The organism is Paraburkholderia sp. RL17-383-BIF-A (assembly GCF_046028015.1).
Lineage (GTDB): Bacteria > Pseudomonadota > Gammaproteobacteria > Burkholderiales > Burkholderiaceae > Paraburkholderia.
The window spans coordinates 101,498-125,404 of the sequence record NZ_JARESR010000024.1; the positions used below are offsets into that span (position 1 = coordinate 101,498).

The 23,907-nt window shown below is 62.2% G+C and carries 16 protein-coding genes and 2 pseudogenes; 15 read left to right on the plus strand and 3 right to left on the minus strand.

Annotated features, from left to right (window positions below):
• Positions 1-93: 93 nt before the first annotated feature.
• Positions 94-789 (minus strand): FadR/GntR family transcriptional regulator, encoded by a 696-nt coding sequence (locus P0D71_RS24750; protein WP_091799105.1) that lies wholly within the window; start codon positions 787-789, stop codon positions 94-96.
• Between the two features lie 229 nt (positions 790-1,018).
• Between P0D71_RS24750 and P0D71_RS24755 the strand changes: the two genes are divergently transcribed.
• The 3 genes from P0D71_RS24755 to P0D71_RS24765 all read left to right on the plus strand — a co-directional run bounded on the left by P0D71_RS24755 (position 1,019) and on the right by P0D71_RS24765 (position 4,002).
• Positions 1,019-2,341, plus strand: coding sequence for a C4-dicarboxylate transporter DctA (locus P0D71_RS24755; RefSeq protein WP_091799108.1), 1,323 nt, complete (start codon positions 1,019-1,021; stop codon positions 2,339-2,341).
• 121 nt (positions 2,342-2,462) lie between these two features.
• Positions 2,463-3,473 carry an allantoicase gene (gene alc / locus P0D71_RS24760; RefSeq protein ID WP_408352180.1) on the plus strand — a complete coding sequence of 337 codons (1,011 nt, stop codon included), beginning with the start codon at positions 2,463-2,465 and terminating at the stop codon, positions 3,471-3,473.
• Positions 3,474-3,489: 16 nt separating this feature from the next.
• A complete protein-coding gene (locus P0D71_RS24765; RefSeq protein ID WP_408482575.1) occupies positions 3,490-4,002 on the plus strand; it encodes an ureidoglycolate lyase in 513 nt (170 codons plus the stop codon).
• A 118-nt stretch (positions 4,003-4,120) separates the two neighbouring features.
• Here the strand turns inward: P0D71_RS24765 and fur are convergent, their stop codons facing one another.
• Positions 4,121-4,549, minus strand: a complete 429-nt coding sequence (gene fur, locus P0D71_RS24770; RefSeq protein ID WP_012434340.1) for a ferric iron uptake transcriptional regulator — start codon at positions 4,547-4,549, stop codon at positions 4,121-4,123.
• A 158-nt stretch (positions 4,550-4,707) separates the two neighbouring features.
• Here fur and P0D71_RS24775 point away from each other — a divergent pair, with 158 nt between their 5' ends.
• The 10 genes from P0D71_RS24775 (at position 4,708) to P0D71_RS24820 (ending at position 15,263) form a co-directional block, all read left to right on the plus strand.
• Entirely contained in the window at positions 4,708-5,532 is an 825-nt protein-coding gene (locus P0D71_RS24775; RefSeq protein ID WP_091799118.1) for an outer membrane protein assembly factor BamE, read from the plus strand.
• A gap of 201 nt (positions 5,533-5,733) precedes the next feature.
• Positions 5,734-6,531, plus strand: a complete 798-nt coding sequence (gene dapB, locus P0D71_RS24780; RefSeq protein WP_408482577.1) for a 4-hydroxy-tetrahydrodipicolinate reductase — start codon at positions 5,734-5,736, stop codon at positions 6,529-6,531.
• 100 nt (positions 6,532-6,631) lie between these two features.
• Positions 6,632-7,342, plus strand: a complete 711-nt coding sequence (locus P0D71_RS24785) for a MotA/TolQ/ExbB proton channel family protein (RefSeq protein WP_408301197.1) — start codon at positions 6,632-6,634, stop codon at positions 7,340-7,342.
• A 28-nt stretch (positions 7,343-7,370) separates the two neighbouring features.
• The gene (locus P0D71_RS24790) at positions 7,371-7,802 is read left to right on the plus strand and encodes an ExbD/TolR family protein (protein ID WP_408482578.1); all 432 of its coding nucleotides are present in this window, start codon (positions 7,371-7,373) and stop codon (positions 7,800-7,802) included.
• 128 nt (positions 7,803-7,930) lie between these two features.
• Positions 7,931-10,522, plus strand: coding sequence for a leucine--tRNA ligase (gene leuS, locus P0D71_RS24795; protein WP_408301201.1), 2,592 nt, complete (start codon positions 7,931-7,933; stop codon positions 10,520-10,522).
• 91 nt (positions 10,523-10,613) lie between these two features.
• Entirely contained in the window at positions 10,614-11,165 is a 552-nt protein-coding gene (locus P0D71_RS24800) for an LPS-assembly lipoprotein LptE (protein WP_091799135.1), read from the plus strand.
• A 66-nt stretch (positions 11,166-11,231) separates the two neighbouring features.
• Positions 11,232-12,350 carry a DNA polymerase III subunit delta gene (holA, locus tag P0D71_RS24805; RefSeq protein WP_408482580.1) on the plus strand — a complete coding sequence of 373 codons (1,119 nt, stop codon included), beginning with the start codon at positions 11,232-11,234 and terminating at the stop codon, positions 12,348-12,350.
• A 254-nt stretch (positions 12,351-12,604) separates the two neighbouring features.
• Positions 12,605-13,876, plus strand: coding sequence for a glutamate-5-semialdehyde dehydrogenase (locus tag P0D71_RS24810; RefSeq protein WP_408482582.1), 1,272 nt, complete (start codon positions 12,605-12,607; stop codon positions 13,874-13,876).
• 85 nt (positions 13,877-13,961) lie between these two features.
• Complete coding sequence (locus tag P0D71_RS24815) at positions 13,962-14,378, plus strand: CopD family protein (protein ID WP_007180398.1); 417 nt, start codon at positions 13,962-13,964, stop codon at positions 14,376-14,378.
• Positions 14,379-14,813: 435 nt separating this feature from the next.
• Positions 14,814-15,263, plus strand: coding sequence for a hypothetical protein (locus tag P0D71_RS24820; RefSeq protein ID WP_408482584.1), 450 nt, complete (start codon positions 14,814-14,816; stop codon positions 15,261-15,263).
• A 112-nt stretch (positions 15,264-15,375) separates the two neighbouring features.
• On the opposite strand, the gene P0D71_RS24825 is transcribed toward P0D71_RS24820, so the two are convergent.
• Entirely contained in the window at positions 15,376-15,825 is a 450-nt protein-coding gene (locus P0D71_RS24825) for a nuclear transport factor 2 family protein (protein ID WP_408482586.1), read from the minus strand.
• A gap of 591 nt (positions 15,826-16,416) precedes the next feature.
• Between P0D71_RS24825 and P0D71_RS24830 the strand changes: the two are divergent.
• Both P0D71_RS24830 and P0D71_RS24835 read left to right on the plus strand, forming a co-directional pair.
• Positions 16,417-16,551: pseudogene (locus tag P0D71_RS24830) on the plus strand (ESPR domain-containing protein); the annotation flags it as partial.
• Positions 16,552-16,566: 15 nt separating this feature from the next.
• Positions 16,567-23,907, plus strand: a pseudogene (locus P0D71_RS24835) (adhesin); the annotation flags it as partial.

Sequence of the window (23,907 nt, forward strand, 5' to 3'; positions counted from 1 at the left end):
CGGCGCTTCGTGCGCTAGCTATGCCTGACAAAGCCGGTTTGAGTCGGCGGTGGCAGGCGTAAAAAACCGCTCTTCGGAGCGGTTTTTTTTCGCCTACTGCGGTTGCGGAGTCGGGAAATAGACGCCGGCGCGCTGCGCGGCGTTCGAGATATGCGTTTCGATGGCCTTGCCGGCCGCGGCGGAATCGCGCGCCTTCAGCGCATCCAGAATCACGCGATGCTCGTTGTAAGTGGACAGCACCAGTTCACGCCGGTAATACGGCATGCGCTGGCTTTCCTTCATGATCTCCGCGCTGCTGCTCAGGATCGACTCGATCGCCGCATTGCCGGCAATGCTGACGATCCGCATGTGGAAGTCGTAGTCGAGCCGGGCGGCTTCATCGAGTTCGTCGCAGGCGAGCGCTGTTTGCATGGCCGTGATGTTCTCTTCGAACCACGCGAGGTCGGAATCGCTGACCGCGAGCGCCGCCATGCGCGCGATAAAGCCTTCCAGCGCGAAGCGCATCTGATACGTATCAGGCAGTGACGATTGCTCCGCGAAGCGCCACGGTTGCGCGGCCGACGCCTGCGCGCTTTCTACGTACACACCCTTGCCGGGCCTGATTACCAGCAAACCGAGCGCTTCGAGCGTGGAGAGCGCTTCGCGCAGCGAAGCGCGGCTGATGGCAAGTTCTTCGGACAGTTGACGCTGGGCCGGCAGCAAGCTGCCTACGGGATAGACGCCCGCTTCGATCCGTTCGCGGATGGTCGCGATGGCGGCATCGGTAACGGTATGCGGGACGTTTTTCATCGTTGTCTCACTTTGGAATCGCGGTCTGACCAGCATTGTAATACGCGGTCCGAACGCTCGTGCAGCTTACCGTCTGCTGACGCCGATCCGGCCAAAAACCGCTGCAAAAACAGCGGGTAAACACTGTTTTATGAAACCTTGACGTCAGTATATCGGCTTCCTACTATTCGACATAACAGCACTGGTCGGACCAGTCTGAACAGACGTGAATCGTAACCAGGAGGAAGCCGTGTTGAAATTTTTCAATTCGCTGTTTGGCCGGGTCGTCATAGCGCTGGTGGCCGGTATCGTGATCGGCGCCGTATTCCCGCATTTCGCCCAATCGCTGCGTCCGCTCGGCGACGGCTTTCTCAAGCTGATCAAGATGGTGATCGGCCCGATCGTCTTTTGCGTCGTGGTCAGCGGCATGGCGCATGCCGGCGACTTGCGCAAAGTGGGCCGCGTCGGCCTGAAGGCCGTGGTCTACTTCGAGGTGATGACGACGATCGCGCTCGTGATCGGCGCAGTCCTAGCGTACGTTACGCGTCCTGGCGTCGGCATGAATATCGATCTGCGCTCGCTGGATCCCGCGTCGCTCTCCACGTACACCGAGCACGCCAAAAGCCTGAAGGACACGGCCGGCTTCCTGCTGAAAATCATCCCCGACACCGCGATCAACGCTTTCGCCACCGGCGACATCCTGCAAATTCTGGTGTTTTCGGTGCTGTTCGGCTCGGCGCTGTCGCTGCTCGGCAATAAGGCTCAGCGCGTGAGCAGCCTGATCGACGAACTGTCGCAAGTGTTTTTCCGCGTGATGGGTTTCATCATCAAGCTCGCGCCGCTCGGCGTGCTGGGGGCGATCGCCTTCACCACCGGCACCTATGGCGTCGAGTCGCTCAAGCAACTCGGCTTGCTGGTGCTCGTGTTCTACGCGAGCTGCTTCGTGTTCGTAGTCGTGGTGCTGGGCGTCGTCATGCGGCTCGCCGGCTTCAGCATTTTCAAGCTGATTCGCTACCTGCGCGAAGAGTTGTCGATCGTGCTCGGCACCGCTTCGTCCGACGCCGTGCTGCCGCAGATCATGCGCAAGCTCGAATGGATGGGCGTCAAGGATTCGACCGTCGGCCTCGTCATTCCGACCGGCTACTCGTTCAATCTGGACGGCTTTTCCATCTACCTCACGCTCGCCGTGATTTTCATCGCGCAGGCCACCAACACGCCGCTGTCGATGCACGACCTGATCGTGGTGGTGCTGGTTTCGCTGGTGACCTCGAAGGGCGCGCACGGCATTCCCGGCTCGGCCATCGTGATTCTGGCCGCCACGCTGTCCGCGATTCCGGCGATTCCCGTGCTCGGCCTCGTGCTGATCCTGCCGGTCGACTGGTTCGTCGGCATTGCGCGCGCGTTGACCAACCTGATCGGCAACTGCGTGGCGACAGTGGTGGTCGCCGTGTGGGAGAACGATATCGACCGGGCGCGCGCTCATCGCGTGCTGAATCGCGACGCGGCATTGCGCTACGTGCCGGCCGGCGACGACGCCGCGCCCGCCACTGGCGAACACGCTCCTGCCGTCTAAACCGCCTGAAATCTGCTTCCGAATCCGCGCGCGCCCACGCAGCAGCGCGCGTTCTGCGCCGGCAGAGGCTGCACATGCCGGCTCTCCTTCACTTTTTCGCGCCTGACCGAGACTAGAGACAATGGCTAATCCGATCCTCGACCCCAACGCTCCTGCTTTCACCCGTCGCTATATGAACCTCGCCGACCCGCGCCTGGGCGCGAAGGCGCTCTTCGCCAGCGACGAATTCTTCGCGCCGAAAGAACGCATGCTCGAACCGCAACCGGCGGTGTTCATTCCCGGTAAGTACGACGACCACGGCAAGTGGATGGACGGCTGGGAAACCCGCCGCAAGCGCACCACCGGTCACGATTATTGTGTGATTCGCCTCGCGCACCCGGGCGTCGTGTACGGCGTGGATCTGGATACGAGCCATTTCACCGGCAATTTTCCGCCGGCCGCGTCGATCGACGCCTGCTACGTGGAGGGTGACGTTCCGCCCGACAACGCCGACTGGCAAACGCTCGTGCCGGCTACCACGTTGCAGGGTAACCAGCACCACTACGTCGACGTGAGCGACGCGCGCGCCTTCACTCATCTGCGTGTGAATCTGTACCCGGACGGCGGCCTCGCCCGCCTGCGCGTGTACGGCCAGCCTAAGCGCGATTGGGAGCGCGTTGAGCGCGGCACGCTGCTGGACCTGGCCGCCATCGAAAACGGCGCGTATCTGGTCGCCGCGAACAACCAGCATTTCGGGCCGGCCTCGCAGATGCTGATGCCGGGCCGTGGCGTCAACATGGGCGACGGCTGGGAAACCCGGCGCCGTCGCGAGCCGGGCAACGACTGGGCGATCGTCGCGTTGGCGCGGCCGGGCGTGATCCGCAAGATCGAAGTGGACACGGCGCACTTCAAGGGCAATTTCCCGGACCGCTGTTCGCTGCAAGCCGCGTCGGTGACGGGCGGCACGGACGATTCGCTCGTCACACAGGCGATGTTCTGGCCGGTGCTGCTCGGCGAACAAAAACTGCAGATGGACCACGTCCACACCTTCGCGGACAACCTCGCGTCGCTGGGTCCGGTCACGCATGTGCGTTTCAATATCTTTCCGGACGGCGGCGTGTCGCGTCTGCGCCTGTGGGGCGAAATCGCATAACGGAGGAGCGGCGTCGATGAAGACATTGCAGATGGAACGGCTCACGCGCGCGGCTTTCGCGCCGTTCGGCGACGTTATCGAACTGGACGGCGCACGTCATTTCGCCATCAATGGCGGCACGACCGAGCGTTATCACGACCTCGCCTGCGTCGACGTGACGGAGCACGGCGGGCGGCCGCTGATCAACCTGTTTCGCGCACAGCCGCGCGCGCTGCCGGTCGAGATCACGATGATGGAGCGGCATCCGCTCGGCAGCCAGGCTTTCATTCCCTTAACGGCCGGCCGCTATCTGGTGGTGGTCGCGCCGGCGGGCGAATTCGATCCGTCGCAAATGCGCGCCTTCTGGACCGATGCGTGGCAGGGCGTGAACTATGCGAAAGGCGTCTGGCATCACCCGTTGCTCGCGCTCGATCGGGTGAGCGATTTCGTGGTGGTCGATCGGGGCGGCGAACAGCCTAATTGCGACGAATTGTCATTGGTAGAGCCGTGGCGGCTGACGTTCGAAGCTAGCGCCGAGCTGGTGGGCTAGGGGCGTCAACGGCTCGCGTACAGAATCGCGTCGCAGATGCAAAAAGACCCGGCCGATTTGCATCGGCCGGGTCTTTTTTGCCCGCCGGACCGCGCACCCCAGCGCGGCCGGCCTCGCGTCAATGCTTGCGATGCGGGCAGTTCTCCTTGGTGCAGGCACCGTACAGAGCCAACGCGTGCTCCTGTAGCTTGAAGCCGCGTTCCTTCGCGATGGACTGCTGACGGCTCTCGATTTCGGAGTCGAAAAACTCTTCGACGAGCCCGCAATCGAGACACACGAGGTGGTCGTGGTGCGACCCCTCATTCAGTTCGAACACCGCTTTACCCGACTCGAAATTGCTGCGCGAGAGCAGGCCGGCCTGCTCGAATTGCGTCAGCACGCGATACACGGTTGCAAGCCCGATATCGAGTTCTTCGTGCAGCAGGTTGCGGTACACATCTTCGGCGGTCAGGTGACGCACCGGGCTGTGCTGGAAAATCTCAAGGATTTTGAGGCGCGGAAGGGTCGCCTTGAGCCCGATATTCTTGAGATCGGTTGGATTGGTCATGACAAGGGATCCCTAGAGTACAATGCTGGGCTCTCATAGTAATGTGTTTTTGGCGTTCTGGTCATCTTCGATGGAATGAAACTCGCGCGGCTCGTCAGCGGGCCCGCACGGTGAGTGAAATGATTTCAAAATCTCAATTGATCTACCGGGGGAGCCGCATGCGGGGTACCTTGATCGCTGTTGCGACTGTCGCGGTTCTTGCCGGATGTTCCACTTACGACAGCCTGACACAGCGTATTGCCCAAAGCATCACGCCGTACCGTATCACGGTGGTGCAAGGCAATTTCGTCTCGAAAGAAGCGGCTGCACAGATGCAGGTCGGCCTGACCCGCGCGCAGGTCAAGCAATTGCTCGGCACGCCGCTCCTGACCGACATGTTCCACGCGGACCGCTGGGACTACGTGTTCTATTTCAAGCGTGGCTCGACGAGTGTCGTCCAGCAGCGCGACTTCGTGGTCATGTTCGCGGGCGACCGCGTCGCCAGCTGGTCGGGTGGTGACGATCTGCCGTCCAACCTCGAATTGCTGGCCGAAATCGACGGCGACAAGCTGGGCAAGAAGAAGGCCGCCACTGCCGTGGCGAGCGGCGCGAGTGGCGCGAGCGATGCAGCCGCGGCGGCGCCGGTCACGCTGGACACCGTGCGTTCGCCGTCCGTCGCTGGCGCTGCCGGCGCGGCGACGCCGTCAACGGACGCCAACGCGGAAGCCGCGCAAGCCGCCAATCGTGCGACCAATGCGGTGCAACTGTCGCCCGCGCGTCCGAGCGTGCCGAGCGCGCCGACGGCGAACGGCGGCGGCATCCCGCAGCAAAGCCCCACGGGCAATGGGCAGCCGCAGTTCCAGTTCCATCGTCCGCCGCCGCCGCAGAATCCGGGTACGGACAACAGCAATCCGGTCGGCCCGACGGGACCGCAGAGCAGCAACGGTGGCCCGACGCACAACGCGCCGCTGACCTCGTCCTCGTCTACGGGAACGGGCGGCTAATTGCGCTGTCCCTGTCTTAAGACTCATGCTTAAGACTCATGCTTAAGACTCACGCTTGAGACGAACGCCGCGCACGGGCAGCCGCAGTGCGCGGCGTCCGTGCGGTTCTCTGCTTTTTCAGTCATGCGCGGCGCACGGGTGCTGCCCGCCGCCGCTTTCGCCCGCCTTTGCCGGGTTTTGCCTTTTCGAACCCTCGTAGCCATGAAAATTGCCATTGCTGGCGCATCGGGCCGTATGGGCCGCATGCTCATCGAAACAGTCCTCAACGATACCGACGCCACGCTGTCCGGCGCACTCGATCGTGCGGGCTCCCCGCAACTCGGCCAGGACGCCGGCGCGTTTCTCGGCAAACAGACGGGCGTCATGCTAACCGACGATGTCGAGCGCGTATTCGCCGAATCCGACTACCTGATCGACTTCACGCGCCCCGAAGGCACGCTGATGCATCTTGAAGCGGCGCAGCGTCACAACGTGAAAATGGTGATCGGCACCACCGGCTTCGACAACGAGCAGAAGGCGCAACTGCGCGCCGCGGCTGACAAGATCGCCATCATGTTTGCGTCGAACATGAGCGTCGGCGTGAACGTTACGCTGAAGCTGCTCGAATACGCCGCGAAGCACTTCGCGACGGGCTACGACATCGAAATCATCGAGGCGCATCACCGTCACAAGGTCGACGCGCCGTCCGGCACGGCGTTGACCATGGGCGAAGTGATCGCCAACGCGCTCGGCCGCAATCTCGACGACTGCGCGGTCTACAGCCGCGAAGGCGTGACTGGCGAACGCGACCCGTCCACGATCGGTTTTTCGGCGATTCGCGGCGGCGACATTGTCGGCGACCATACGGTGCTGTTTGCGGGCATCGGCGAGCGAATCGAGATCACGCACAAATCGGCGAGCCGTCTGTCGTATGCACAAGGCGCGCTTCGTGCTGTCCGTTTCCTCGAAGGCCACTCCATCGGCTTTTTCGACATGCAAGACGTGCTCGGCCTGCGTTGAACGCTGAATTCAACGCTGTGTCCGACGTATTCTGAGCGAAGGCCGGGGGCACGGCGTCTCCCGGCACCCTCCTGAAATCACTACTCCACGGCGAGGTCAGATGGCAGGCAGCAGCGGCATCATCCATTACCTGCAAACCAGCGACGCGATCACGCATGGCGTCGCTTACGTGCTGCTGGCCATGTCGATTGCGAGCTGGTGCTTTCTGATCGTCAAAAGTTGGATCCTCACGCGCGCGAAACGTCAGGCCACGCGCGCGATCGCGCAGTTCTGGCAGGCGCCCACGTTGTCCGAAGGTGTCGCGGCGCTCAGGCGCGCGGACCGCGAACGGGTCTTCACGCCGCTCGCGGAAGCGGCGCTTCATGCGGCTGAGGTGGATATTCCGGGCGCGCTGCTCGCCCGCGTCGAGCGTGGCGAGCGGGTGCTGCGAGCGCTGCGCCAGGCGCTCAATGCGTCGCAGCGGCGGCTCGAATTCGGCCAGGTGCTGCTGGCCTCGGTGGGCAGCACGGCGCCGTTCGTCGGCTTGCTCGGCACCGTGTGGGGCATCTATCACGCGCTCGGCAGCATTGCGGCGAGCGGTCAGGCGCAGATCGAAAATGTCGCCGGGCCGGTTGGCGAGGCGCTCATCATGACCGCTTTCGGCCTCGTGGTCGCGATTCCGGCGGTGCTCGCGTACAACGTGCTCGGCCGGCTCGTGCGGCAGTTGTCGGAAGAGCTCGACGGCTTTGCGCACGACCTGCACGCCTACGTGTGCGCGCCGGCGGAACAGGTTCCAGCGCACGCGCGCGCCCACCAGGCCTCGACCCACTAGGCGCGCCGCTCAGGCAGAAGGAGGCGACATGGCATTCGGCGGACTCGAGAAAAAGCAGACGGCCGCGCCCATGGCCGAGATCAACATGACGCCGCTGATCGACGTGATGCTCGTGCTGCTGGTGATTTTTATCATTACCGCGCCTTTGTTCACGCACGCGATCCGGCTCGATTTGCCGAAAGTCGCGGCCGCGCCCGCGCGCGAGACGTCGCAAACCATTTCCCTTTCCATCGACGCCGCCGGCAAACTCTATTGGAACGGCACCGTCATCACGCTCGAGCAGATGCGCGCGCGCTTCGCGCAAGCGGGCAAGCAGAGCGACCAGCCCGAGATCCATCTGAGCGCCGAGCGCTCCACGCGCTACGAGGTGATCGCGCAGGTCATGGGCGCGGCGCAGCAGGCCGGCCTCGAGCGGATCGGTTTCGTGACCGACCCGCCGCCGCCGGCCGCCAGGCCGTAGGCGCGGCGTACCCGTCCGCGGACGGTATAATCAGCCCTTTCCCCCGCAGAAGGGGAATCAACGCCATTTCATCCAGCAGAGCACCAGGCCCGGTGCGAAAGCACCGAACCCAGCGATCCCATCACACCATGCACGAAAAATACGTTCCCTCCGACGTCGAATCCGCCGCGCAAGGGCAATGGCGCGCCATCGACGCGTACAAGACGACGGAAGTCACCGACAAGCCCAAGTTCTATTGCGTCTCGATGCTGCCGTACCCGTCGGGCAAGCTGCACATGGGTCACGTGCGCAATTACACGATCAACGACGTGATGTACCGCTATCTGCGGATGAACGGCTACAACGTGCTGATGCCGATGGGTTGGGACGCGTTCGGCATGCCGGCGGAAAACGCCGCGATGGCCAACAACGTGCCGCCCGCGCAGTGGACCTACGACAACATCGCTTACATGAAGAAGCAGATGCAGTCCATGGGCCTCGCGATCGACTGGTCGCGCGAAGTCGCGACCTGCAGCCCCGACTACTACAAGTGGAACCAGTGGCTGTTCCTGAAGATGCTGGAAAAGGGCATCGCGTACAAGAAAACCGGCACCGTCAACTGGGATCCGGTCGATCAGACCGTGCTCGCCAACGAGCAGGTGATCGACGGCCGCGGCTGGCGTTCGGGCGCGCTCGTCGAAAAGCGCGAAATCCCGATGTACTACATGCGCATCACGCAGTACGCGGACGAGCTGCTGAACGACCTCGACGGCCTCGGCTGGCCCGAGCGCGTCAAGATCATGCAGCAGAACTGGATCGGCAAGAGCTTCGGCGTGAATTTCGGCTTCCCGTACGAGATCGACGGCGAGCAGAAGCTGCTGCGCGTGTTCACCACGCGCGCCGACACGATCATGGGCGTCACCTTCTGCGCGGTCGCCGCCGAGCATCCGCTCGCCACGCGCCTCGCGCAAGACAAGCCGGAACTGCAGGCCTTTATCGAGGAATGCAAGCGCGGCGGCGTGGCTGAAGCCGACGTCGCGACCATGGAAAAGAAGGGCATGGCCACCGGCTTCACCGTCACGCATCCGCTGACGCAGGAGCAGGTCGAGGTGTGGATCGGCAACTACGTGCTGATGAGCTACGGCGAAGGCGCGGTGATGGGCGTGCCGGCGCACGACGAGCGCGACTTTGCGTTCGTGAAGAAATACGGTCTGCCGATCAAGCAGGTAGTCGCGGTTGAAGGCAAGGAATACTCGACCGATGCCTGGCAGGAATGGTACGGCGAGAAGACCGGCACGCTGATCAACAGCGGCAAGTACGACGGCCTTAACTACGAACAGGCAGTCGACCGCATCGCCGCCGACCTGAAGGAACTCGGCCTCGGCGACAAGCAGATCACGTGGCGTCTGCGTGACTGGGGCGTGTCGCGCCAGCGCTACTGGGGCACGCCGATTCCGATCATCCACTGCCCCACGTGCGGCGACGTGCCGGTGCCGGAAAAAGATCTGCCGGTGGTGCTGCCGGAAGACCTCGTGCCGGACGGCACGGGCAATCCGCTCGCCAAGTCTGAAGCGTTCGTGAACTGCACCTGCCCGACCTGCGGCGGCGCGGCCAAACGCGAAACCGACACGATGGACACCTTCGTCGATTCGTCGTGGTACTTCTACCGCTATGCGTCGCCGGGTGCGAAGACCATGGTCGACGAGCGCACCGACTACTGGGCGCCGATGGATCAGTACATCGGCGGCATCGAGCACGCGATTCTTCACCTGTTGTACTCGCGCTTCTGGGCGAAGGTGATGCGCGACCTCGGTCTGATCAAGTTCGGCGAGCCGGCCAAGAATCTGTTGACGCAGGGCATGGTGCTCAACGAAACCTACTATCGTGAAAACGAAGCAGGCAAGAAGACCTGGTACAACCCGGCCGACGTGACCGTCTCGTTCGACGACAAGGGCCGCCCGGTCGGCGCGATCCTCAACGCGGACGGCCAGCCGGTGGTGCTCGGCGGCGTCGAGAAAATGTCGAAGTCGAAGAACAACGGCGTCGATCCGCAATTGCTGATCGACCAGCACGGCGCGGACACCGCGCGTCTGTTCGTCATGTTCGCCGCACCGCCCGAGCAGTCGCTCGAATGGTCCGGTTCGGGCGTGGAAGGCGCGAGCCGCTTCCTGCGCCGTGTGTGGAGTTTCAGTCAGACGAACGAAGCCGCGTTGCGCCAGGGCGGCACGTTCGACGCCGCGCAACTGAGCGACGTCGAGAAAACCTTGCGCCGCGAGATTTACAGCGTGCTGAAGCAGGCCGACTTCGACTATCAGCGTCTGCAATACAACACGGTGGTGTCGGCCGCGATGAAGATGCTCAACGCGCTCGACAGCGCGAAGGGCGCCCGGCCGGCCGTGCTGCGCGAAACCTGCAGCGTGATGCTGCGCGTGCTGTATCCGGTCGTGCCGCACCTCACGTTCCAGTTGTGGCAGGAACTCGGTTACGCCGACGAACTCGGCTCGCTGCTCGACGCGCCGTGGCCGAAGGTCGACGAGAAGGCGCTGGAGCAGTCCGAGATCGAACTCGTGCTGCAGGTGAACGGCAAGGTGCGCGGCGCGATCACGGTGGCCAAAGACGCCTCGCGTGAAGCGATCGAACAGCTTGCGGCCGCTCACGAGATGGTCGCCAAGTTCAGCGAAGGCAAGGCGCCCAAGAAGATCATCGTGGTGCCGGGTCGTCTCGTGAACGTGGTCGTGTGAGGATCAACGAAGACATGACAGCAGGCAGGACGCCGCCGCGTGCGGCGGCGCTTGTCCACGCTGCGGAATCTACTGCGAACCAGGAGCCAATGTGACTCGCAGATCGTTTTTGACGCTGGCTTGCAGCGTGCTGATGTTGTCCGCCTGCGGCTTCCAGCTGCGCGGCCAGCAGGACTACGCATTCAAACGCCTCTTTATCGCAGGCGGTTCTCCATCGGCGGCCGCGCGCTTGACGCGTATCGTGCAAGGCGGCAGCGACACGGTCGTGGTCACGTCGGTCGCGAATGCCGACGCCACGTTGCAGATCACCGAAGGCCGTGGCACCAGCACGCTGACGCTGAACTCGCTGGGCGCGGTCGAAGAGTACGCACTGAATCTTTCGATGACCTATTCGCTAACGGCCAAGGACGGCACGCTGCTGATTCCGCCGAGCGTGATCGCGCTGAACCGCGCGATGACCTATAGCGATCAATATTCGCAAGCGAAAGCCGCCGAAAGCGAAATTCTCTTCGCCGATATGGAAAACGACGCGATCGACCAGCTCACGCGACGTCTGTCTGTCGTTCGCACGATGCACCCGGCGCCGGGCCAGGAAGTGCCGTCGATTGCGCCGCGCGCGCCGTTGCCGCCGCCGCCGCTGTGAGCGTCGTGCCGCGTTCTTTGTTTCGCTTAATGTGCCGCACCTGTTCAACCTCGTCGATCGGTAGCCATGCAACTGCGACTTGACGCGCTCGAAGCGCATCTCGCCAAGGGACTCGCCGGACTGTACGTCGTGTACGGCGACGAGCACCTGCTCGCGCAGGAAGCGTGCGACCGGATTCGCGCCACCGCGCGCGCGGCCGGCTTCACCGATCGCTCGGTGTTCACGGTGGAGCGCGGGTTCGACTGGAGTTCGCTGCTGGGCGCGAGCCAGTCGATGTCGCTGTTCGGCGACCGTCAACTGGTCGAGTTGCGCATTCCGTCTGGCAAGCCAGGCAAGGAAGGCGCGGACGCGCTGAAAGCGCTGGCCGCCGCCGTGAACGACGACGTGCTCACCATGATCACGCTGCCGCGGCTCGATGCGGCCACGCAGAAGTCGGCATGGTTCACGGCGTTGTCCGACGCGGGCGTCGCGCTGAAAATCGATCCGGTCGAGCGTGCGCAGTTGCCGAATTGGGTTGGCCAGCGGCTCGCTGCCCAGGGGCAACGTGTAGCCGCCGGAGAAGAAGGGCGGCGCGCGTTGGCCTTTATCGCCGAGCGTGTGGAGGGCAATCTGCTTGCCGCGCATCAGGAAATCCAGAAGCTCGGGCTGCTGTATCCGGCCGGGTCGCTGAGCTTCGAGCAGGTTCAGGACGCCGTGCTCAACGTCGCCCGTTATGACGTTTTCAAGCTGAACGAAGCGATGCTGGCGGGCGACGTCAGCCGCCTGTCGCGCATGCTCGACGGTTTGCGCGGCGAAGGCGAGGCCGCGGTGCTGGTGCTGTGGGCCGTGGTGGAAGAAATACGCACGCTGCTGCGCATCAAACGCGGCGTCGCGGCCGGCAAGCCGCTTGCGATGCTGGTGCGCGAGAACCGCGTATGGGGTCCGCGCGAACGGTTGATTGGGCCGGCCTTGTCGCGGGTCAGCGAAGGCACGCTGGAAAAGGCGCTTGCGCTGGCGGCGCGGCTGGATCGGCAGGTCAAAGGTTTGTCGGGCGGCACGCCGGGCAATCATCGCAACGATCCGCCGCCTGATCCGTGGGATGGCCTGTTCGAATTGGCCATGACGGTGGCTTCGCCGAAAACATCGCCTGTGCCACCGCCACGACCTCGACCTGGAACTGCTGCACCGGCACGAAGGCCGGCCTGAACGGCAACGCCAGGCCAGCCGGCAAGCTGTGAGGGCGCTTTTGAGTCGCTTATGAGTCACTCTTGAATCGCATCGTAATGCGTTCCTGAAGTGCGAGAGAACCGGCAAGCCTGCTGCGTTCCTCGTGCGCCGGCGTGAAGGACAACCCGCCCGGCGCCAAGCAAAGCGCCTTCGCCCGACTTACAATCGCTGAATCATTCGCTCATTCTGTCCGTCCGCCGCACCTCGATGTGCGCGGCACCACGAGAATTTCCATGGATATCGACCAGTACATGACCGACCTCGGCCGTCGCGCCCGCCAAGCATCGCGGGCGATGGCGCGGGCGTCGACGGCGGCGAAGAACGCCGCGCTCGCAGCCGTCGCCGAGGCGATCGAGCGCGACGCCGCCTCGCTGAAAGAAGCGAATGCGCGCGACGTGGCCAAGGCTCGCGAGAAAGGCCATGACGCCGCGTTCATCGACCGTTTGACGCTGTCGGACAAAGCGCTGAAGACGATGGTGGAAGGTCTGCGGCAAGTCGCCGCGCTGGCCGATCCGATCGGCGAGATCAGCAATCTGAAGTACCGGCCGAGCGGCATTCAGGTCGGTCAGATGCGCGTGCCGCTCGGCGTGATCGGCATCATCTACGAATCGCGTCCGAACGTGACGATCGACGCCGCGGCGCTCTGCCTCAAGTCGGGCAATGCGACGATTTTGCGCGGCGGTTCCGAAGCGCTCGAATGCAATTCGGCGCTGGCGAAGCTGATCGGCGAAGGCCTGGAAGCCGCCGGTCTGCCGCAAGACGCCGTGCAAGTGGTGGCCACCTCGGACCGCGCGGCGGTCGGCAAGCTGATCACCATGACGGAGTACGTCGACGTGATCGTGCCGCGCGGCGGCAAGAGCCTGATCGAGCGCCTGATGAACGAAGCGCGCGTGCCGATGATCAAGCACCTCGACGGCATCTGCCACGTGTACGTGGACGATCGCGCCGATCTGACCAAAACGCTGACGGTCTGCGACAACGCCAAGACGCACCGCTACGGCACCTGCAATACGATGGAAACGCTGCTGGTCGCGCGCGGTGTCGCGGCTCAAGTGCTGCCGCCTTTGGGCAAGCTGTATCGCGACAAGCAAGTCGAACTGCGCGTGGACGCCGCGGCGCGTGCCGTGCTGGCGGATGCGGGCGTGGGTCCGCTCGTCGATGCGACCGAAGAAGACTGGCGTACCGAATATCTTGCGCCCGTGCTGGCAATCAAGGTGGTGGACGATCTCGACGCGGCGATCGAGCACATCAACGAGTACAGCTCGCAGCACACCGACGCGATCGTTACCGAAGACCATGATCGCGCGATGCGCTTCCTGCGCGAAGTGGACTCGGCGAGCGTGATGGTCAATGCGTCGACGCGTTTTGCCGATGGCTTCGAATTCGGCCTGGGCGCGGAGATCGGCATCTCGAACGACAAGCTGCACGCGCGCGGTCCGGTGGGACTCGAAGGGCTGACGTCGATGAAATACGTCGTGCTCGGGCACGGTGAAGGCCGTCAATAAAGGCGGTTTCGCCGGCTCGTCTTTCGTAGAAGCGCGCTGATGTGCGCGCTTCTCTTTACGCCACTATGCTGCACAAGGATCGTCGATGCTTTGGGTCAAAACGTTTCATATCGTCCTGGTTGCTTCGTGGTTCGCCGGCCTGTTCTATCTGCCGCGCATCTTCGTCAATCTGGCGATGGAAACGGAACCCGCGGCCACGGCGCGTCTGTTGACGATGGCGCGCAAGCTGTTTCGCTTCATGACGTTTATCGCGGTGCCGGCGCTGGCTTGTGGACTGTGGCTTTGGCTCGTGATTGGCATCGGCAGCGGGCAGGGGTGGATTCACGCGAAGGTTGGTGTGGTGGTGCTGCTGATTGGTTATCATGCGTATTGCGGTGTGCTGCTGCGGACGTTCGAGCGCGGTGAGAATCGTCGGTCGGATAAGTGGTATCGGATGTTCAACGAGTTGCCGGTGCTAGGGATGCTGGCGGCGGTGGCGTTGGTGGTGATCAAGCCGTTTTAACGCGTGGGAGAGCGTTCGCTGCGTGGGTCAGGTTGCAGGCGCGGAATTGTGAAGGGCGGTTTGCTGGGTTCGGCGAACCGCCTTTTTTTATTGTTGGTTTCGATGTGTGACGGATTGTCTTAGGCTGAACGGATAGCGCGGTTGTGAGGCTATATTGGGACGACCAATGCGCGTGTGGGCTGATTTATAATTTCCGCACCATTGGCACCAACCGATGGTCGAGTTTGACAGCTCGCGCTTGAAACCGCACACCCGTCCAGGCGGGTCGTGCGTCTATCTCTGCACGTCTGTATTTTCTATGGGCGGGCTGTGGTGGAGGAGCCGCAAGGCTCGCCGGATTGTTTCAAGCCCGGTCTGTCAACTTCGCTACGTGCCCGCTCACCCTCCTTGCAAGCGAGTGTCGGGCGATCCAGTTAAGTTTCAGGAGATCGCACCATGAGCAAGTCCATCAAAAATCAACCCGCCTCACGCCCGCCAGTCGATGCCTTGCAGTACGAAAAGCTCGCGTTGTCCGCATTCGGTTCCTGCGACCGGCAGTTGACTCAACTTAACCGCTTGGCCACGCTTGCGACCTCGATATATAGGAATCCTGCATTGACCCACCACGAACGACGCAGCCGGCAAGTGCTGCTCGAACTGCTGGTTGAAACGTGCGAGGAGTACGAGCGGGAAGTGGAAGGCGACCGCGAGTTGTATCAAGTGATTGCGCTCGATGCGAAGGGTATCGCGCACCGGCGGATCACGGCGGGTGCAGCGGCGAAACTTCTTGCGGAGGCGGGGCAGAAAACCATGCAGGCTCGCGCGGACGCTGAACCGTGCGAAGTTGCGACGCGTAAGGGTACACGCGCGAAGACAGATGCGGTGGTTGCTGCAACTGCTCACTGATAGCCTTTGCAGTCCGGTCCAGCAGTTGTAAAAGGAGGCGCGAGCAAATCGCGTCTTCAAAAGCGTTCAAGTCAAAAGCGGCGGCATGCAGGCAGGCCGCCCTCTGTCTTCCTCATCGGCGAACCATTTGTGCCGACATGACTCGCCAGCCTTCCGGTTTGCGGACGAACACATCGGTAAACGAATAGTTCACCGGTTGCGCAGTCGCGTCCCGTTTGAACTGATTGATACCGGTGACTATGGCCGTGTCACCGTTCACGCGCACATCCATATCGATCAGAGTCTGGGTTGAACCTGGCGGCGGCGGCGACGCCAACAGAAGGTCGGACTTGCTCCGACGCATGCCATTGGGCGCGGTCTCCACGAAAGAGTCGTCGAGCAGTTTGTCGAGCGCAACGCGGTCAGTCTTGGTGATCGCGGTGATCCACGTTTGCTCCAAATTCTTTAGTGTCGCTTCATCCTGATCCGCCGCCAATGCGGGCGCAGCGGTCAAGCAAAGTAAAAGAGCGCCGAGCGCGGGACGGAAAATGGACTTCATGTCGTTGGCATCAAAAATTTTCATTGGAGTTATTGAGTTTGACTTTCTGGTTCGATTGGCTGGTGCGGCACGGATGTTTTGCTGTGCGGCGCTTTAGGATGATTGAACGTTGCTGTTGAGAAATTTCTTGAAGAGATTCAGTTTTCTCAGTGCAATTGCAAAAATTCTAGATATTTTTCAATTAGTAAAAATAAGACAATTCTCAATCTGTCTGTATCTCTCAGCTCCGCCAGGCACTTCAGTAGCGGTGGCAGCTTCTCTCTTCGAGTTTCGCATTCTTCCTAACGGCACGTGACCGATGCGTTATAGCGCGCGGCTCAGTCGCATTTGTGCTGCGGCGATTCGACGCAATGCGAGGCGTCGTCTGCACGATGTGTCGGTTAATTCGCACATCCACGTATTCGGATGAACTGTTTGAGACAAGTCCTATTCAATGCGCATTTCGCTGAGTCTATCTTTGCGACATCGCCGCATGCATTAATGAGATTAACGAGAAAAGTCTCATTTCCCCAGTTGTTTTGAAAATCGGTTGATTGCGATTGGATGTCTGGGACGCCACCTCATGGTCAACAGCGCGGCGCCGAATGGGTTACCTCATCTTAAATAGGCAGGATTGTGAATAAGTCGTACAAGACCGTTTGGAATGAAACGACCGGGACGTATGTCGCGGTGTCGGAAGTGGCGAAGGCGCGGGGGAAGAAGAGCAGAAGCACGAGAGCAAGTTTGGCGGTGCTGCTGGCAGCTGGGGTAGGGGGCCTTGCGTCAATGCAGGCGAACGCCGGCGCGCTGGACGGTGGCATCGCTAATGGAGGTTCAACTTCGGAAGCGATAGGCGCCGGCGCAACAACTGGCGGGGGCTGGGACGTCGCACTTGGGAGTAATGCGACGACAGTTTATTCAGCAACCAATGCGCCCGGTGCTATCGCGATCGGCGGCGGAGCAAAAGCGTGGGGCGCCAATAGCATCAGTAACGGCGCAAACGTCGCAATCGGCTATCAATCAGTTGCTGGTCAGTCCGATAACAGCACCTCGCAGGCAACTGCGCTGGGCACCTGGGCACAAGCGACAGACTGGGCAACGACTGCCATCGGCGACGCCGCGATTGCGTCGGGTAATTACTCGACGGTGGTGGGATCGCAATCAAGTGCGACCGGTGCTCAATCCACTGTAGTCGGTGCGTTCACGAACGCCTCCGCAACCAACTCGACTGCAATTGGCCAGGGCGCGAACGCGTCGACCACGGGTTCAGTTGCGCTGGGGTATAAGTCAACGACGACCGCGAATCTATCGGCGGCGGGTTACATCCCGGGCGGCGGCACGCTGTCGGGCACGGCTTCCGCAAGCAACGGTGAAGTGTCGGTGGGCTCGGCGGGTAAGGAGCGTCGCATCACGAACGTTGCGACCGGTTCGGCGGCGACAGATGCTGTGAACGTGAGCCAACTGCAGTCGGAAGACGGCAAGGTCAACCAGGACGGCACGACGACGGCGGCAGCTTTGGGCGGCGGCGCAACCTACAACAGCACGACCGGTGCGATCAGCGCGCCGAGCTACGTGCTGACGAACGCGAATGCGATCGCGGGCACGACGGGCGCGGCGACCAATGTCGGCTCCGCTTTCAGCACGGTGGATACTGCGCTGGGCAAGCTCAATACGTCGATCAACAGCATCAACAACGGTGCGGGCATCAAGTATTTCCACGTGAATTCGACGCTGGCGGATTCGTCGGCGAACACGAGCGGTGGCATTGCAGTCGGAGGTGGAGCGTCTACCCCTAATATTAACGGGACGCACGATAACGTTGCGATCGGTAGCAACGCGTTGGCCAAAGGTGTTAACTCGATCGCCATGGGGACGGGCGCGACAACAGCCGTTAGTCAGTTCACCGGGTTTGGCAATGATCTGATTGCCATCGGCAATAATGCCGCCGCCAATTACGAACACAACGTTGCCATCGGCGGTAACGCTGTGGCTGGGGGTATCGGCGGCGGTGCGGAAGCTCTCGCCGTCGGCGAAAACGCGACGGCCTCCGCGACCAGCTCGATGGCGCTGGGTAGCAATTCGTCGGCGACGGCAGCCAACTCGGTCGCGGTTGGTTCAGCAGCAACGGCTTCGGGTCTGAGCGCAACGGCAATTGGTCAGGCGTCGTCCGCTTCGGGTGCCTACACGAACACGATGGGCTATCAGACGGTCGCTGCAGCTTCGGACGGGATTGCCATTGGCACGCAGGCCAATGTCGGCAGCGCTGCGGCACAAGGCGTCGCGATCGGCGCGCGGGCAACGTCATCGGGGAGCAGTTCTGTCGCGCTGGGGAACACGGCCAAGTCGATCGGGACGAGCGCGATCGCGCTGGGCTCGTCTTCGTCGGCTGCGGCGAACTACACATTTGCGGCAGGCAACGCGGCATCGGCGGCCGCCCTTGGCGACATCGCGTTGGGTGCTTCTTCGACGGCCAGCGGTGCTGGCGGCACTTCCTACGCCACCGCACTGGGGACCAATTCCCAGGCGATTGGAGCCAATGCCGTTGCAGTCGGCGGCGGCGCGAAAGCGTCGGCGGTAAATTCTGTGGCACTGGGCGCGAGCTCGACGACCACGGCGAACCTGTCGGCCGCCGGTTATAACCCGGGCGCGGGTACGCTTTCGGGTACTGCATCGACCGCTAACGGTGAAGTGTCCGTGGGTGCATCGGGCAAGGAGCGTCGTATTACTAACCTTGCAGCCGGATCGGCGGCGACGGATGCAGTGAACGTGAGCCAGTTGCAGTCGGAAGACGGCAAGGTCAACCAGGAAGGCACGACCACGGCGGCAGCATTGGGCGGCGGCGCAGCCTACAACAGTACGACCGGTGCGATCAGCGCACCGAGCTACGCGCTGTCGAATGCGAACGCGATCGCGGGCACGACGGGCGCGGCGACCAATGTCGGCTCCGCTTTCAGCACGGTGGATACGGCGCTGGGCAAACTCAATACGTCGATCACCAACATCAACAACGGTGCGGGGATCAAGTACTTCCACGTGAATTCGACGCTGGCGGATTCGTCGGCAGTGAGCCCGGACTCACTGGCTATAGGTCCGAATGCAGTCGCGAGGGGATCGGGTTCCATTGCGATTGGCAGCAATGCTTCCATGGCGGCAGGCTCGACCATGAATGGCTCTATTGCGATTGGAGATAGTGCATACACGTCCTATTCGGGAAATACCGCATTAGGTCAGAACGCGACGGCTGGCGGTGGTGCAAGCGTTGCCATCGGCACTGGGGCATTCACGGCCGTGCTCAATGGCGCGAACAACCAGGTGGCGCTCGGCACGGCGGCAACCACCGGTGCTGGCAATGCCGTGGCGATCGGCGGCGGTTCCACAGCTTCAGCTGCCAGCTCGATGGCACTAGGTCCAAATGCCACGGCATCAGCCGGCAGTAGCGTGGCGCTGGGTTCAAGTGCCTTGGCGTCGGCCAGCAATAGCATGGCCCTAGGTATTGCCAGTACCGCGAGCGGTGGTAGCGCTGTGGCGATCGGCAATGCCAGTAACGCGGCCGGTTCGAACAGCGTGGCCTTGGGTATCAATACGAGCACCAGCGGCACTGGGCAAACCGCCATTGGCCAAGGCGCGACTACGGTGGGGGCGGCATCCATCGCAATCGGCCAGAATGCTCAGAATGCGGCGGCCGCTAACAATTCCGTCGCGATTGGTGGTGACTCGAAGGGTGGCGACAGGTCGGTCTCTCTGGGCAATGGCGCCGATACTTCGCTGGCGAGCTGGGGCGTTGCGGTCGGTACGAACGCCAAGGTTACGGCCGCGCAGGGCACGGCGCTCGGGGGCGCCGCTTTGGCATCGGGCGCTTATGCGACAGCGCTTGGTACGAGCGCGATCGCATCGGCCGCGAACTCGGTGGCCCTCGGCAATGCGTCGACGACGACGGCGAATCTGTCGGCAGCGGGTTACAACCCGGGCGGCGGCACGTTGTCGGGCACGGCATCGGCTGCCAACGGTGAAGTGTCGTTGGGCTCGGCGGGCAAGGAACGTCGCCTTACGAACGTTGCGGCCGGTTCAGCGGCGACGGACGCAGTGAACGTCAGCCAGTTGCAGTCGGAAGACGGCAAGGTCAACCAGGACGGCACGACGACTGCGGCAGCTTTGGGCGGCGGCGCAGCCTACAACAGCACGACCGGTGCGATCAGCGCACCGAGCTACGCGCTGACGAACGCGAACGCGATCGCGGGCACGACGGGCGCGGCGACCAATGTCGGCTCCGCTTTCAGCACGGTGGATACGGCGCTGGGCAAGCTCAATACGTCGATCACCAACATCAACAACGGTGCGGGGATCAAGTACTTCCACGTGAACTCGACCGGAGCCGATTCGACGGCGTCGGGCACTAACGCCGTTGCAATCGGTACCGGGGCAACGGCCGCAGCTGGCAATTCAATCGCCATTGGTTCGAACGCCATTACGACTGGTGCGAGCTCGGGCTCGGCCGTTGCAATCGGCGATGGCGCAACCGCAAACAACGTCAGTGCGGCGATGGGATATCACGCTGCGGCAAGCGGCGACAATTCGGTCTCAATTGGCCGCGATAGCAATGCGTCCGGTACGGGCTCGGTGTCGCTTGGCAATGCAGCCAACGCTTCTGCAGCGAATTCGGTAGCCTTGGGCAAGAATTCGACGACGACGGCGAATCTGTCAGCAGTGGGTTACAACCCGGGCAGCGGCACGCTGTCGGGCGCGGCGTCGACCGCTAATGGCGAAGTGTCGGTGGGGGCATCGGGCAAGGAACGTCGTATCACGAACGTTGCAGCGGGTTCGGCGGCCACTGACGCAGTGAACGTGAGCCAGTTGCAGTCGGAAGACGCGAAGGTGAACACGATCAATAACAACGTGAACAACCTGAGCAGCAACGTCACGAGCATCGCAGGGAATGTCACCAACATCAGCAACACGGTGAACAACATCACCAATGGTGGCAGCGGCATCAAGTACTTCCACACGAATTCGACGCTGGCTGATTCGACGGCGAACGGTGTGGATTCGATTGCGATCGGCGGCTCCACTCGCGTGGATTCGAACAACGGAATCGCGATCGGTACGGGCACTACCATGCCGACAACTGCGACGGGCGGCATTGCGATCGGCCAGAGCGCATCGATGGGCATATACAGTGGCGGCGCGATCGCGTTGGGCCAGAACGCCAAGGTCAACGCGTATGGAACGAACAGCATTGCGCTTGGCTATTCGGCTAGCACCGGCGGCGTAGGTGGCGCAATCGCCTTCGGCGAAAACGCATTTGCCAATTCTGGGAAGATGGTAGCCATCGGCTCCGGTGCGAGCGCGACGACGGCCAATTCGGTTGCGTTGGGTTCAGGCTCGACGACGACGGCAAACCTGTCGGCGGCGGGTTACAACCCGGGCACAGGCGCGCTGTCGGGCACGTCGCAGGCGACCAACGGTGAAGTGTCGGTGGGTTCGGCAGGCGCTGAGCGTCGTGTCACGAACGTTGCGGCGGGTTCGGCTGCGACCGATGCGGTGAACGTGAGCCAGTTGATGTCGGAAGATGCGAAGGTGAACACGGTTAATAACAACCTGAACAACCTGAGCAACACAGTTAACAACCTCAGCACGGCGACGGCCAACATCACCAACGTCAGCAACACGGTGAACAACATCACCAATGGTGGCGGCATCAAGTACTTCCACACCAACTCGACGCTGGCGGACTCGTCGGCAACGGGCACCGATGCAGTGGCGATTGGTGGTGCGGCGACGGCATCGGCAGCGAACTCGGTTGCGTTGGGTTCGGGTTCGACGACGACGGCTAACCTTTCGGCAGCGGGTTATAACCCGGGCACGGCAGCGCTGTCGGGCACGGCATCGGCGGCTAACGGCGAAGTGTCGGTGGGTTCGGCTGGCAAGGAACGTCGTATGACGAACGTTGCGGCGGGTTCGGCGGCCACTGACGCGGTGAACGTCAGTCAGTTGCAGTCGGAAGATGCAAAGGTCAACACGATCAACAACAACGTGAACAACCTGAACAACAACGTCACGAACATCGCAGGTAACGTCACCAACATCAGCAGCACGGTGAACAACATCACCAACGGTGGTGGCGGCATCAAGTACTTCCACGCGAACTCGACGCTGGCGGATTCGTCGGCAACGGGTAAGGATGCGGTGGCGATTGGCGGTGCGGCAGCGGCCTCGGCGGCGAACTCGGTTGCACTGGGCTCGAACTCGACGACGACGGCAAACCTGTCGGCAGCGGGTTACAACCCGGGCACGGCAACACTGACGGGCACGGCATCGGCAGCCAATGGTGAAGTCTCGGTAGGCGCTGCAGGCAAGGAACGCCGCATCACGAACGTGGCAGCCGGTTCGGCCGCAACGGACGCGGTGAACGTCAGCCAGTTGCAGTCGGAAGACGCAAAGGTCAACACGATCAACAACAACGTGGCCAACCTGAGCAACAACGTCACGAACATCGCGGGCAACGTCACCAACATCAGCAACACGGTGAACAACATCACCAACGGTGGTGGCGGCATCAAGTACTTCCATGCGAACTCGTCGCTGGCGGATTCGTCGGCAACGGGTACGGATGCAGTCGCCATTGGTGGTAACGCTCAGGCGACAGCGACTAACTCGGTCGCGTTGGGTTCAAACTCGACGACCACGGCAAACCTGTCGGCAGCGGGTTACAACCCGGGCACGGCAACACTGTCGGGTACGGCATCGGCGGCCAATGGTGAAGTGTCGGTGGGTTCGGCTGGCAAGGAACGCCGCATCACCAACGTGGCAGCCGGTTCGGCCGCAACGGACGCGGTGAACGTCAGCCAGCTGATGTCGGAAGACGCAAAGGTCAACACGATCAACAACAACGTGACCAACCTGAGCAACAACGTCAGCAACATCGCAGGCAACGTCACCAACATCAGCAACACCGTGAACAACATCACCAACGGTGGCAACGGCATCAAGTACTTCCACGCGAACTCGTCGCAGGCGGATTCGTCGGCAACGGGTACGGATGCAGTCGCCATTGGTGGCAACGCTCAGGCGACAGCGACTAACTCGGTCGCGCTGGGTTCAAACTCGACGACCACGGCAAACCTGTCGGCAGCGGGTTACAACCCGGGCACGGCAACACTGACGGGCACGGCATCGGCAGCCAATGGTGAAGTCTCGGTCGGCGCCGCTGGCAAGGAACGTCGCGTGACGAACGTGGCAGCCGGTTCGGCCGCAACAGATGCGGTGAACGTCAGCCAGTTGATGTCGGAGGATGCAAAGGTCAACACGATCAACAACAACGTGGCCAACCTGAGCACCAGCGTCACGAACATCAACAACACGGTGAACAACATCACCAACGGTGGCAACGGGGTCAAGTACTTCCACGTGAACTCGTCGCTGGCGGATTCGTCGGCAACGGGTACAGATGCAGTCGCCATTGGTGGTAACGCATCGGCGACGGCGGCAAACTCGGTCGCGCTGGGTTCAAACTCGATGACGACGGCAAACCTGTCGGCCGCGGGCTATAACCCAGGCACGGCAGCGCTGTGGGGCACGGCATCGGCGGCTAACGGCGAAGTGTCGGTCGGCGCAGCAGGCAAGGAACGTCGCGTGACAAACGTTGCAGCCGGCTCGGCGGCAACGGATGCGGTGAACGTCAGCCAGTTGATGTCGGAAGATGCAAAGGTCAACACGATCAACAACAACGTGGCCAACCTGAGCAACAACGTCGCGAACATCGCAGGTAACGTCACCAACATCAGCAACACGGTGAACAACATCACCAACGGTGGTGGCGGCATCAAGTACTTCCATGCGAACTCGTCGCTGGCGGATTCGTCGGCAACGGGTACGGGTACGGATGCGGTGGCGATTGGTGGTGCGGCGACGGCATCGGCAGCGAACTCGGTTGCGCTGGGTTCGAATTCGACGACGACGGCTAACCTGTCGGCCACGGGTTACAACCCGGGCACGACAGCGCTGTCGGGCACGGCATCGGCAGCCAATGGAGAAGTCTCGGTCGGCGCAGCAGGCAAGGAACGTCGCGTGACGAACGTTGCAGCCGGTTCGGCTGCCACGGATGCGGTGAACCTCAGCCAGTTGATGTCG